Source organism: Limnohabitans sp. 15K, assembly GCF_002778285.1.
Classification (GTDB): domain Bacteria; phylum Pseudomonadota; class Gammaproteobacteria; order Burkholderiales; family Burkholderiaceae_C; genus Limnohabitans_A.
Window position 1 is genome coordinate 142544 of the sequence record NZ_NESM01000003.1, and the last position, 12453, is coordinate 154996.

The window sequence follows — 12453 nt, forward strand, 5'->3', positions numbered from 1 at the left end:
GGTGGGTTTTTTAACAATTGACGTTTTCATTTTTTGAATTCAATCCCCAGGAGTTTCCTTTGAAAAAAATTGCAATGGCTTCCGCAGCCTTGTTGGCCTTGGTCAACGCTCAAGCCCAATCGACAGTGACCGTCTTCGGCGTGGCCGACGTCGGCTACGTTCACACCAGCGCTTCGGGTGTTTCTAAAAACCAGTTGGCTTCGGATGGCAACACATCCAGCCGTTTGGGTTTCCGTGGCACCGAAGACCTCGGTGGTGGCTTGATGGCCAGCTTCTGGCTTGAAGGCGCTTTTTCTGCTGACGCCCCCGGTACGCTGTCTTTGGCTCGCCGCTCCACAGTGGAGTTGAAGGGTTCGTTCGGTGAAATTCGTCTGGGCCGCGATTACGTGCCCACCTTCACCAGCTTGACCGTGGCCCACCATCCTTTTGGCACCAACGGCTTGGGCAACGCAGGTCAGATGTTCTATCCAGTGGCTGCTGGTGGCACCACTTCCAGCACCCATGTTCGCTCGAACAACGGCATCAACTACTTCACGCCAACTGTGGGTGGCTTTCAAGCCAACTTGATGTATGCCTACGGCGAGAAAAACAGCAACGTCGGCGTCACTAAAAATGACGACACCTATTTCGGTGGTCGTGTTTCCTATGGCAATGGCCCTCTGAACTTGGCTTACGCCACAGGCAAGACCCAATACGCCACTGGCGATTACACACAAAGCAACTTTGCCGCCAACTACCAGATGGGCCCAGCCAAGCTGATGTTCCTGTGGGGCGAAAACAAAGTCGGCGCGACCAAGACCACCAGCACCCTGATCGGTACACAGTACAAAGTGTCTGATGCTGGCGAAGTCCGCGCAAGCTACACAGCTTTGAAGGCTGCTGGCTTTGCTGCTGGCTCGGATGTGGGTGATGCTTCACAAGTGACCATCGGTTACGTGCACAACCTGTCCAAGCGCACCGCCTTGTACACCAACTACTCTGTGGTGGACAACAAAGGTGTTGGCAAGAAATTTGTGGTGGGTGACGGCAATGGCGTCACGACCGCAGGTGGCAACAGCACCGGTTACCAGTTTGGCGTTCGCCACTCCTTCTAATGCGATGCTGGTGCAAGCCAGCGGACCGTTTTAAGACCCCGACCCACCATGGCGACATGGTGGGTTTTTTCATTTTTTTGAAAATCTCACAAGGGCTCTCCATGTATTTCACCCGACGACTTGTGTTCTTGCTTTGGATTTTTTGTTCCCAAGCGATGGCCGCGCCTGATTTCCCGCAACGCATCTTGTTTGTCGGCAACAGCTATTTTTATTACAACAACAGCTTGCACAACCATTTGCGTGGTTTTGTGGAGGCGACGCCAAAGCACAAGTCTCACCCGTTGGCTTACAAGTCCGCGACGATTGGTGGCTCCAGCCTGGACCACCACCCCATTGAATGGTTGACGGCGCCGGGTCAGATCGGTGTCAAAGAACCATTTGAATGGGTGGTCTTGGCGGGCAACAGTGCCGATGCACTGAAAGACGCAACACGTCAAAAATTCAGCGAGACCGTGCGCCAACACCACAAAGTCATCCAATCACGCGGTGGCAAAACAGCGCTTTACATGACACATGCCTACGTGGCGCCTCACAAGCAGGCGTCCCCTGAAAACATGGCCAAAATTGTGGACATGTTCAACGCGGTCGGGCGTGAGGTGGGGGCCAAGGTCATTCCGGTGGGCTTGGCTTTTGAGATGTCTTACAAACGGCGTCCCGATTTGCGATTGCACGACGAGTACGACGGCAGTCACCCCTCTTTGGCAGGCACCTATTTGGCCGCCGCGGTCGTTTATGCCACGCTTTATGAGGCCACCCCGGTTGGCAGTGCCTACAACTACAACGGGAAATTGCCCGCTGAGGTTTGCCAGTATTTGCAGCAAGTGGCGTGGGACGTGGTGTCGGCGCAGCGCTGAACAGCCCAGCACATTTCAGCTGCGCTGAACGGCGGCATCCCAAGCCGCCAGTTTGGCCTGGGCTTGGTCTCGGCTCCATTGCGGCTCAAAAATGCGTTCGGTCGCCAAGCGCTCGCGCAATTCACCAGGGTGTTTGAAAACCCCTTGCTGCAGCCCCACCAGCAAGGCCGCACCCAAGGCGGTGGTCTCTGTCGTTTGAGGCCGGATCACAGGCAAGCCCATCAGGTCAGCTTGCAGTTGCATCAGTAGGTTGTTGGTGCAAGCCCCACCGTCCACTCGCAGGGCGGACACCTGCAAATGGTTCAAATGTCGGGCGTCTTTTTGCATCGCTTGCAGCAACACCGTGCTTTGCAGGGCGATGCTTTCGAGGGCTGCGCGGGCGATGTGTGCCACCGTGCTGCCACGCGTCAGGCCTTGAATGCTGCCGCGTGCGTGGGGCAGCCAATAGGGTGCACCCAAGCCTGCAAAAGCGGGCACCAGCACCACGCCCTCGCTGCCGTTGACGCTTGCGGCCAGGGCTTCGACCTCGCTGCTATGCGCAATGGCTTTGAGGCCATCGCGCAGCCACTGCACCACCGCACCGCCAATGAACACGCTGCCTTCGAGGGCGTAATCGATGGGGGTTTGTGCTTGTAACTGTGCTGCGCAGGTGGTGATCAGGCCGCTGTCGCTTTGCAGCGCCACAGACCCGGTGTGCATGAGCATGAAGCAACCCGTGCCGTAGGTGTTTTTGACATCGCCCGCTTGCAAACAAGCTTGGCCCAGCAAGGCCGATTGCTGGTCGCCCGCCACACCGCCAATCACAGGCCTCACGCCTTCGCCCAAAAGGCCGTTTTGCACCTGGCCAAATTCGGACACCGAGGCCTGCACTTGCGGCAAAACCGTGCGGGGAATATCGAACAGAGCCAACAATTCGTCATCCCACTGTCCGGTGTGGATGTTGAGCAGCAAGGTGCGGCTGGCGTTGCTGATGTCAGTGATATGGCTTTGCCCGCCGGTCAGCTGCCAAATCAGCCAAGTGTCCACCGTGCCAAAGGCCAGCTCGCCCGCCAAGGCTTGTGCGCGTGCGCCGGGAATGTTGTCCAGCAGCCAGCGCAGTTTGGTGGCCGAAAAATAAGGGTCCAGCCGCAAACCTGTGCGCTGCTGCACCAGTGGCTCCAAGCCTTGGTCGCGCCACTGCTGGCACAGCGATTCGGTGCGCCGGTCTTGCCAAACGATGGCGTTGTGCAGCGGCAGCCCGGTGCGGCGGTTCCACAGCAAAGTGGTTTCGCGCTGGTTGGTGATGCCCACACCGCGAATGTCAGAGGGCTTCAGGCCGCATTGGGCCAAAACCTGTTGCGCCGTATCGCGTTGGCTGTGCCAGATGGCCATCGGGTCGTGCTCGACCCAGCCCGGCTGCGGAAAAATTTGTGGAAATTCTTGCTGCGCGGCACCCACGATGCCACCGCGGTCGTCAAACACGATGGCTCGGGAGCTGGAGGTGCCTTGGTCAAGCGCCAGCAGGTAAATGGGGTGTGTCATGCCCAGATCATAGGGGCGGTAGACTGGCTGCATGACGATTCGACCTGATCTTTCAGCTTGGACCCCGGCCACTTGCGATGTGCTGGTGATCGGCGGTGGCGCGACCGGCTTGGGTGTGGCGGTTCAGGCTGCGCTGGAGGGGCGCAGCGTGGTGTTGGTCGAGGCGCGAGATTTTGCGAGTGGCACCTCGTCACGCTCGACCAAGCTTCTGCATGGGGGTGTGCGTTATTTGGCGCAGGGTCACATTCGGCTGGTGCGCGAGGCGCTGCGCGAGCGGGCCATTGTGCTGGGCTTGGCACCTCATTTGGCGCAGCCCTTGCCCTTTGTGGTGCACGAACGGCGTTGGGTGTCTTGGGCCGTGACCGCTGTGGGCCTCAAGCTTTACCAATGGATGGCTGGCCGTTTGAGTTTGGGCCCCACAGAAGTCATCAGCCAGCAGGGCATGAATGCGATCGCCCCTGTGCTGCCCGGCACAGTGGCCGGTGTGCGTTATTGGGATGGCCAGTTTGAAGATGCCCGCTTGGCACTGGCACTGGCCCAAACAGCCCAGGCTGCAGGGGCGCAGGTGCGCAACCATGTGCGTGTGGTGGGACTGGTGCAGCAAGGCGGCGCTTGGCAAGTGGGCTTGCAAGACGCATGGACCGGCCAGACCGCCACGCTCCATGCCAACTGTGTGGTGAACGCCACTGGGGTGTGGGTGGACGCGATGCGGCAACTGGCTTTGGCTGCAGTCGAAGCCCCAAAGACCTTGCAGGCCTTGGTCAAGCCCAGCCAAGGCGTGCATTGGGTGATTGACCGTGCCTTGCTGCCCATCCAAGAAGCCGTGTTGGTGCCGCACACCTCCGACGGCCGTGTGCTGTTTGCTGTGCCGTGGTTGGGCTCTACGGTGATTGGCACCACCGACACGCCGCGCCACGATGCGCCCCTGGAGCCGCGCCCCATGGCCGAAGAATTGGCTTTTTTGCTGAGCGAGACCGAGCGTGCTTTGGGCGTACGCTTGCGGGCCCAAGATGTGAAAAGCGTTTGGGTGGGTTTGCGGCCTTTGGTGAACGGGGGGTCTTCAGGTGCCACGGCGCAAATTTCGCGAGAACACCTGATCGCCCGAGAAGCCCCAGGCTTCGTCACGGTGACCGGCGGCAAATGGACCACTTACCGCAGCATGGCGCAAGAGGTGATGGCCGCTTTGGCTGGCGATTTACCCGTGCCCGAACGCCAGGCCCACACCCAGCGCCACACGCTGTTTGGCGCACCCCAGCCCGGTGCCCAGCCTGTGAGTTTGCGCGATGCCCCCGGCCTGCACCTCTTGGGCTCGCAAGCGGCCAAAGTGGCGCATGCACCAGGTTCAGAAGAGTCTTTGGGATTGGGCTTGACGGCGGCTGTGGTGCGTCACGCCGCGCAATCGGAATGGGCTATCACGGTCGAAGACATGCTGGCCCGCCGTTGGCGCGTGCTGTTTTTGGATGCCCGCTTGGCCGCCCGCATGGCGCCCCGCGTGGCCGAGTTGCTGCAGCAAGAAACCGGGATCGACCCGGCACTGCCCGCATTTTTGGCCTTGTGCGAGCAATACCAGTTGCCTGCGTCTTATTGCTGAGGGATGCCCGCCTTCTGAATGACTTCGCTCCAGCGCTTGATGTCTGCGTCCAGCCACTGGGCCAGTTGTGCGGGCGTGCTGGCCTTGGCCTCGACGTTGAAACCTGCCAGCCGTTGCACCATGTCGGGCGCTGCCAGCACCTTGGCCACTTCGACGCTCAATTTGTCGACCACAGCTTTGGGCGTTTTGCTGGGGGCTGCCAAGGCGTTCCAGGACGACACATCAAAGTTGCTCAGGCCCGGCAGTTCGCGCACCACGGGCACTTGGGGCAGGTCTTTGGGGCGTGACGCACCCATGACCCCCAGCAAACGCACCGCTTTGGCGTTGATTTGCGGTTTGAGCGGGCCCAAAATTTCCACCGCCGCATCGATTTGACCTCCGCGCAAAGCGTTGATGACGGCAGGCGTGCCGTTGTAGGGAATGATTTGGCTGATCAAGTTGGCTTGCGATCTGAACAACTCGCCTGCCAAATGCTGCGTGCTGCCGATGTTGATGGTGCCGATGTTCAGTTGTCCAGGGTGGGCGCGGCCAAAGTTCACCAAATCGGCCAAGGTTTTGTGGGGTGAAGACTCCGGGACCACGATGGCGATGTCAAACAAACCGAGCAAAGAAACCGGCGCAAAGTCAGTGCGCGGATTGAAGGGCAGCGACTTGAACAGACCTGCACTCACGGCTGTGCCGTTGGACATCAGCAGCAGCGTGTACCCATCGGGCGCGGCTTTGGCCACCAATTCGCCCGCGACGATGCCGCCTGCGCCGGGCCGGTTGTCAATGACCACGGGCTGCCCCAAGTTCTCGGAAAGCTTTTGGGCCACAGCGCGTGCGGTCAAGTCGGCCACACCGCCAGCGCCAAAGGGCACCACGATGCGCAGGGGTTTAGATGGGAAAGTGGCTTGCGCGTGCGCCCATGTCAGGGGCAGTGCGCTCAGTGCCAAGGACTGCAGCAATTGACGGCGATGGAACATGGCGATGCATCCAAAATGAATAAATCAATAAATGGGTCAGAATCTACAAGATTGAGGGCTAGCCACATTGTCTTGCATACGCACTGAAAGGTCATTCATGGTTTTTGCTGGTTCGTGGTTCCGGGTTTGCTTGGCGTGCAGTTTTTTGCTGACGGTCATGGGCTGTGCGAGCGTCAACACGCCAACCGCCCTGGTGGTCTCTCGGCCAGCGCAGGGCCCATTGTTGTTCACACCCAAGGACCATGTGCAATGGGAAGCCGTGGCCTTGCCGGGCAAGTTGCGCACCGCGTTCAAGCTTGACAAGCGCGACCAACGCCCAGCCTTGCTGGCCGATGCCCAATCGTCGGCCAGCATGTTGCGCCAGCGCCTGAACGTGCCCGCTGACCAGCTGGGGCGTCTGCAGTTTCAATGGCAAATTGAGGGTTTGATTGCGCAAGCCGACATGGGCGATCGCGAGAGCGAAGACTCGCCTGTGCGTTTGATTTTGGCTTTTGAGGGCGACCGCAGCCGGTTTTCGGCCAAAAACACCCTGCTCAGTGACCTGACCGAGGCCCTCACGGGCGAGCCCTTGCCCTATGCCACGCTCATGTATGTGTGGTGCAACCACCGCGCAGTGGAGACGGTCATCGTCAATCCGCGCACCGACCGCGTGCGCAAGCTGGTGGTGGAGTCCGGCCCCCTGCATGTGAAGCAATGGCGTCATTACCAGCGCGACGTGCGGGCTGATTTCGAGAAGGCGTTTGGCGAGCCTCCCGGAGCCTTGGTGGGCATGGCCATCATGACCGACACCGACAACACACGCAGCCACATTCGGGCGTGGTACGGAGACATTCAGCTCGATTGAGCGGCGCACCAGTCTTGTGCGCGACACCCGATTTGGGGGAATTCCCTCTCCCCGAGACGGGTCTGAATGTTGCATAGTGTTGACCTTGATACGGCAAAAACCTTGACCGGGAAATTTTGATGAAATACATGCGCCACTCAACTGTCCGTTCGACCGCTTTGACCCTTTCATGGGGTTTGGTGGGTTTGCTTGCTGCTGCGGGTGTTCAGGCCAAGCCCTTCAAATGGTCCAGCGCCAGCGACATTCCCACGCTGGACATCCATTCGCAAAACAACGCTTTGGGCAACGGGGTGCACGCGGCCATTTTTGACTCGCTGGTGTACTACAACAGCAAGACTTTCAAGGTTGAGCCCAAACTGGCGACGTCATGGAAAGAAATGTCGGCCACGCAATACCGTTTCAATTTGCGCAAAGGCGTCAAATTCAGCGATGGCTCGGCCTTGACGGCCGACGATGTGGTGTTTTCTTTGGAACGCGCGCGCGCCAAAACCTCAAACTTCAACGTTTACACCCAGGGTTTCAGCAAGGTCGTCAAAGTCGATGCCAACACAGTGGACATCGTCTTGAGTGGCCCCAACCCGGTGCTGCTGAACCAGCTGACCGAGCTGCGCATCATGAGCAAGGCCTGGGCCGAGAAAAACAAGTCACTTGAACCCAAAGACGGCAAGACCCAGGACGAAACTTTTGCCCACCGCAACGCCATGGGCAGCGGTGCCTTCATGGTCAAAGAGTGGCAACCCGACCAAAAGCTGGTGCTGGTGAAAAACCCCAATTGGTGGGGTTGGGCCGATGCGCCGAGCAACGTGACCGAAGTGATTTACACCCCCATCAAAAACGAAGCCACCCGCGCGGCCGCCTTGTTGTCGGGTGAGATCGACTTTGTGCTTGACCCCAGCCCGCAAGACTTGGGCCGCATGCGCAGCAATGCCAACCTGAAAGTCATCGATGGCGTGGAAAACCGCACCATCTTCTTGGGGCTCGACCAGTTCCGAAACGAATTGCCAGGCTCCAATGTCAAAGGCAAAAACCCGCTCAAAGACGTGAAAGTGCGCAAAGCGCTTTACCAAGCGATTGACATCGACACCCTCCAGCGCGTGACCATGCGCGGACTGTCTCAACCTACCGGGGCCTTGGTCTCTCAGCAAGTCAATGGTTGGACCGAAGGGGTGAACAAGCGTTTTGCTTATTCGCAAGACGATGCGAAAAAGCTGTTGGCCGAAGCAGGTTACCCGCAAGGCTTCGAGGTGGACTTTGCTTGCCCCAACAACCGCTACATCAACGACGAAGAAATCTGCCAGGCCATCACGGCCATGTGGGCCAAAGTGGGTGTCAAAGCCAAGCTGCGCACCTTGCCTTTGGTCACTTATTTCCCAATGATTCAGCGCTACGAAGCCAGCATCTACATGCTGGGCTGGGGCGTGCCCACTTTTGACGGCCTGTACAGCCTGCAATCACTGGTGCGTTCGGTCGGTTCTGGTGGTGACGGCAACTACAACGTGGGCCGTTACAGCAACACCCGCATGGACTACATCGTTGACCGGGTGAAGACCGAGACCGACTTGCCCGTGCGCAACCGCTTGCTGACCGAAGGCCTGCAGCTGCAAAACGACACCGTGGCGCACATTCCGCTGCACAACCAAGTGATTCCTTGGGCCATGAAGAAAAACATCGACTTGGTGCACCGCGCCGATAACCGGCTCGACTGGGCTCTGATCAAGGTCAATTGATGTTCGCTTTTATTTTGCAACGGCTGATCCAAGCCGTGGTCGTCATGGTCACGGTGGCCTTCATTGCTTTTTTGTTGTTTCAGTACGTGGGCGACCCTGTTGTCTTTTTGCTGGGACAAGACGCGACGCCCGATCAGATCAAGGAGTTGCGCGAAGGCTTGGGCCTGGACCAGCCTTTCTTTGTGCAGTTTTGGCACTTTTTGTCCAACGCGGTGCAAGGTGAGTTTGGCCTGAGCCTGCGCCAAGGCACCAAAGTCTCGCGCCTGATTGCCGAACGCTTGCCCGCCACGCTGGAGCTGGCGCTGGTGGCCGCCACTTTGTCCTTGGCCATTGGCATCCCCATGGGTGTGTATGCGGCGCTGCGCCGGGGCACTTGGGCCAGCCAATTCATCATGACGGTGTCGCTGCTGGGGGTGTCGCTGCCCACGTTCTTGATCGGTATTTTGCTGATTTTGGTGTTCGCCGTGATGCTCGGCTGGTTCCCCAGCTTTGGTCGAGGCCAGGTGGTGCAAATGGGCTGGTGGTCCAGTGGTTTGCTCACGGCCAAGGGTTGGCACCACATCGTGCTGCCCGCCGTGACGTTGGCGATTTTTCAGCTGACCCTCATCATGCGACTGGTGCGGGCCGAAATGCTGGAGGTGCTGCGCACCGACTACATCAAGTTCGCCCGTGCTCGGGGATTGTCCAACCGGGCCATCCACTTTGGGCATGCGCTCAAAAACACCTTGGTGCCGGTGCTCACCATCACCGGTTTGCAACTGGGCGGTTTGATCGCTTTTGCCATCATCACCGAGACGGTGTTCCAGTGGCCCGGCATGGGTTTGCTGTTCATCCAAGCCGTTACCTTTGCCGACATTCCGGTCATGGCCGCCTACCTGTGCCTGATTGCGTTGATCTTCGTGGTCATCAACCTGATCGTGGATTTGCTTTATTTTGTGGTTGACCCCCGCCTGCGCGTGGGCAAGCCTGGGGGACATTGAGCATGGGCGCTTCTTTGCAATCGGTTTTGGGGCGGGGCGCGGCGTTTGCGCGCATTGCGCAGTTCCATCCCGAGCTCACGGCTTTTCGACGCGACCTGCATGCCCACCCCGAGCTGGGCTTTGAAGAGGTCTACACCGCACGCCGAGTGGCTGAAATGCTGCAGGTGTGCGGCGTGGACAGCATCCACACCGGCATCGGCAAAACAGGCGTGGTGGCTTTGGTGCACGGCCAGGGTCGCTCGGCCAGCAACCCGGGCCGCATGATCGGCCTGCGCGCAGACATGGACGCACTGCCGCTGACCGAGTACAACGAGTGCACTTGGAAATCAGGCACGCCCGGTCTCATGCACGGCTGCGGCCATGACGGCCACACCGCCATGCTCATGGGCGCAGCACGCTATTTGGCCGAAACCCGCCGCTTTGACGGCACAGCTGTGCTGATTTTTCAGCCGGGCGAAGAAGGCTATGCAGGCGCACGCGCCATGATGCAAGACGGCCTGTTTGAGCGCTTCCCGTGCGAGCAGGTCTTTGCCCAGCACAACTCACCCGAGACGCCTTTGGGCGTGATCGGCATCACCCCTGGCCCCATGCAAGCGGCCGTAGACCGAATCGAAATCCACATCCGCGGCAAAGGCGGCCACGGCGCACGCCCGCACCAAGCCATTGACCCGGTGTTGGTGGCAGGCCACATCATCACGGCCGCACAAAGCGTGGTGGCACGCAACCTGTCGGCCTTTGACCAAGCGGTGGTCAGCATTTGCTCCATGCAGGGCGGCAACCATGGCGCAATGAGCGTGATTCCCGGCGAGGTGACGTTGGTGGGTACGGTACGCACTTACAGCGAAAGCGTGCAAGACCAGATCGAAGAGCGCTTGCGTTCTTTGTGCACTGGCATTGCCCAAGGCTTTGGTGCATCGGCCGAGTTGCACTATGAACGTACCTATCCCGCCACCGTCAACACCGTGCGCGAGGCGCACTTTGCCTGCGACGTAGCGGCCACCTTGGTGGGCGAGGACAAGGTTTGGCGCAACATGATGCCCAGCATGGGCGGCGAAGACTTTTCTTTCATGCTGCAGGCTGTGCCCGGTGCGTACATTCGCATTGGCCAAGGTTTGCCGCACGGCCCGGGGCCGCACCCGCTGCACAACAGTCGGTACGACTTCAACGACGAGATCTTGCCGCTCGGCGCGGCACTGCACGCCAGTTTGGTGGAGCAGGCGCTGCCCTTGCAAAACACATGATTTTTGGTTCGATTCAGTGAGTTCATTCAACAAGGAGATATCCATGGCTTTCAAACTCAATCCTCTGGTGGCCACTCTGGCTGCTGCGCTGGCCCTGACAGCGGTTTCGGCTTCGGCTGTGACACTGCGTGTGGGCAACCAAGGCGATGCCTTGTCGATGGACCCGCACTCGCTCAACGAGTCACTGCAAATTTCGGTGGTTGAAAACGTCTACGAGACCTTGGTCACGCGCGATGCCAATTACAAACTCGCGCCTTTGCTGGCCACCAGCTGGAAGCAAACCGCACCGACCGTTTGGCGTTTTGAGCTGCGCAAGGGTGTCAAATTCCAAGACGGCACGCCCTTCACTGCCGATGACGTGATCTTCAGCTACGAACGCGCCAAGGGCGATGGCTCCGACATGAAGAGCTATGTGGGCCAGTTCAAAGAGATCAAAAAAATCAACGACCACACGATCGACATCGTCACCATTGCGCCTTTCCCCATCGTGCCCGAGTTGATCACGCACTGGGCCATCATGAGCAAAAAGTGGTGCGAAGACAACCAGGCCACCAAGCCCGTGGACCGCCGCAAAGGCATCGAAAATGCGGCGTCTTTCCGTGCCAACGGCACAGGCCCGTTCATGGTCAAAGAACGCCAGCCCAACGTGCAAACCCGATTTGTACGCAACAACAATTATTGGGGCAAGGTCACTGGCAACGTTGAAGAAGTCGTTTACTCGGTGATTGGCAACGACGCCACCCGCGTGGCGGCCATGATGTCGGGCGAGCTCGATGTGATGGAGCCCGTGCCAGTCCAAGACGTGGAGCGCCTGAAAGCCAACGACAAACTCAAGGTGCTGCAAGGCCCCGAATTGCGCGCCATCTTTTTGGGCATGGACCAAAAGCGTGACGAACTGTTGTATTCCAACGTGAAGGGCAAGAACCCCTTCAAAGACATCCGTGTCCGCAAAGCTTTCTACCAAGCCATTGACATCGACACCATCAAGAGCCGTGTGATGCGCGGTGCGGCCACACCTTTGGCCGTGATGTTCCCGCCACAGGTCAATGGTTTCCCCGCTGACCTGGCCAAGCGCTTGCCCTTTGACATCGAAGCCTCCAAGAAGCTGTTGGCCGAAGCGGGCTACCCCAACGGTTTTGAAGTCAAGATGAACTGCCCGAACGACCGTTATGTCAACGACGCAGAAATTTGCCAGGCCGTGGCCGCCAACTTGGCCAAAGTGGGCGTCAAGATCATTTTGGAAGCCGAGACCAAGGGCACTTACTTCCCCAAAATCCTGAGCCGCAACACCAGCTTTTATATGTTGGGTTGGACCGCCAGCACGGTGGACGCACACAACGTGATGTACCCCATCTTGTCGACACCCGGTGAAGGCGGTCGTGGCCAGTTCAACTTGGGTGCTTACAGCAACCCCAAAGTGGACGAGTTGACCGACAAAGTCGCTTCTGAAACCGACCAGAAAAAGCGCAACGAGATGATCCGCGAAGCCATGAAGATCCACCAGGACGACGTGGGTCACCTGCCTTTGCACCAGCAAGCGCTGAACTGGGCAGCCAAGAAAAACATCGAGTTGGTGCAATTTCCAGACAACGGCATGGCCTGGAAATTCATCACCGTCAAACCTTAAGGCGTGAAC

The 12453-nt window shown here is 58.8% G+C and carries 10 protein-coding genes; 8 read left to right on the forward strand and 2 right to left on the reverse strand.

Translation table 11 applies throughout. From position 1 onward, the window contains the following. Window positions 1-59 precede the first annotated feature (59 nt). Window positions 60-1094 carry a porin gene (locus B9Z40_RS11870; RefSeq protein WP_143473980.1) on the forward strand — a complete coding sequence of 345 codons (1035 nt, stop codon included), beginning with the start codon at window positions 60-62 and terminating at the stop codon, window positions 1092-1094. A gap of 155 nt (window positions 1095-1249) precedes the next feature. Beyond that, window positions 1250-1948: a hypothetical protein gene (locus B9Z40_RS11875; protein WP_233204900.1), complete on the forward strand. Its 699-nt coding sequence runs from the start codon at window positions 1250-1252 to the stop codon at window positions 1946-1948. Window positions 1949-1963: 15 nt separating this feature from the next. Here the strand turns inward: B9Z40_RS11875 and glpK are convergent, their stop codons facing one another. After that, the gene (glpK, locus tag B9Z40_RS11880; RefSeq protein ID WP_100173848.1) at window positions 1964-3469 is read right to left on the reverse strand and encodes a glycerol kinase GlpK; all 1506 of its coding nucleotides are present in this window, start codon (window positions 3467-3469) and stop codon (window positions 1964-1966) included. A gap of 31 nt (window positions 3470-3500) precedes the next feature. Between glpK and B9Z40_RS11885 the strand changes: the two genes are divergently transcribed. Continuing rightward, the gene (locus B9Z40_RS11885; RefSeq protein ID WP_100173572.1) at window positions 3501-5060 is read left to right on the forward strand and encodes a glycerol-3-phosphate dehydrogenase/oxidase; all 1560 of its coding nucleotides are present in this window, start codon (window positions 3501-3503) and stop codon (window positions 5058-5060) included. Here B9Z40_RS11885 and B9Z40_RS11890 read toward each other — a convergent pair. Then, window positions 5051-6025 (reverse strand): tripartite tricarboxylate transporter substrate binding protein, encoded by a 975-nt coding sequence (locus B9Z40_RS11890; protein ID WP_100173573.1) that lies wholly within the window; start codon window positions 6023-6025, stop codon window positions 5051-5053. The two genes, B9Z40_RS11885 and B9Z40_RS11890, sit on opposite strands and share 10 nt — an antisense overlap. A gap of 97 nt (window positions 6026-6122) precedes the next feature. Here B9Z40_RS11890 and B9Z40_RS11895 point away from each other — a divergent pair, with 97 nt between their 5' ends. From B9Z40_RS11895 to B9Z40_RS11915, 5 genes are all read left to right on the forward strand, one after another. Continuing rightward, entirely contained in the window at window positions 6123-6869 is a 747-nt protein-coding gene (locus tag B9Z40_RS11895) for a DUF3047 domain-containing protein (RefSeq protein WP_100173574.1), read from the forward strand. A 128-nt stretch (window positions 6870-6997) separates the two neighbouring features. Further along, window positions 6998-8596, forward strand: a complete 1599-nt coding sequence (locus tag B9Z40_RS11900; protein ID WP_233204901.1) for an ABC transporter substrate-binding protein — start codon at window positions 6998-7000, stop codon at window positions 8594-8596. Beyond that, the gene (locus B9Z40_RS11905; protein WP_100173575.1) at window positions 8596-9576 is read left to right on the forward strand and encodes an ABC transporter permease; all 981 of its coding nucleotides are present in this window, start codon (window positions 8596-8598) and stop codon (window positions 9574-9576) included. Before B9Z40_RS11900 ends, B9Z40_RS11905 begins: the two co-directional genes overlap by 1 nt. 2 nt (window positions 9577-9578) lie before the next feature. Beyond that, window positions 9579-10817, forward strand: coding sequence for a M20 aminoacylase family protein (locus B9Z40_RS11910; protein ID WP_100173576.1), 1239 nt, complete (start codon window positions 9579-9581; stop codon window positions 10815-10817). 43 nt (window positions 10818-10860) lie between these two features. Then, window positions 10861-12444 (forward strand): ABC transporter substrate-binding protein, encoded by a 1584-nt coding sequence (locus tag B9Z40_RS11915; RefSeq protein WP_100173577.1) that lies wholly within the window; start codon window positions 10861-10863, stop codon window positions 12442-12444. The last annotated feature ends 9 nt before the right edge of the window (window positions 12445-12453 follow it).

Excerpts from the sequence above, each read along its gene's own strand:
- B9Z40_RS11900 (WP_233204901.1), top strand. The coding sequence starts at position 6,998 with ATGCGCCACTCAACTGTCCGTTCGACCGCTTTGACCCTTTCATGGGGT.
- B9Z40_RS11885 (WP_100173572.1), top strand. The coding sequence starts at position 3,501 with ATGACGATTCGACCTGATCTTTCAGCTTGGACCCCGGCCACTTGCGAT.
- B9Z40_RS11905 (WP_100173575.1), top strand. The coding sequence starts at position 8,596 with ATGTTCGCTTTTATTTTGCAACGGCTGATCCAAGCCGTGGTCGTCATG.
- B9Z40_RS11915 (WP_100173577.1), top strand. The coding sequence starts at position 10,861 with ATGGCTTTCAAACTCAATCCTCTGGTGGCCACTCTGGCTGCTGCGCTG.
- glpK (WP_100173848.1), bottom strand. The coding sequence starts at position 3,469 with ATGACACACCCCATTTACCTGCTGGCGCTTGACCAAGGCACCTCCAGC.
- B9Z40_RS11910 (WP_100173576.1), top strand. The coding sequence starts at position 9,579 with ATGGGCGCTTCTTTGCAATCGGTTTTGGGGCGGGGCGCGGCGTTTGCG.
- B9Z40_RS11890 (WP_100173573.1), bottom strand. The coding sequence starts at position 6,025 with ATGTTCCATCGCCGTCAATTGCTGCAGTCCTTGGCACTGAGCGCACTG.
- B9Z40_RS11895 (WP_100173574.1), top strand. The coding sequence starts at position 6,123 with ATGGTTTTTGCTGGTTCGTGGTTCCGGGTTTGCTTGGCGTGCAGTTTT.
- B9Z40_RS11875 (WP_233204900.1), top strand. The coding sequence starts at position 1,250 with ATGGCCGCGCCTGATTTCCCGCAACGCATCTTGTTTGTCGGCAACAGC.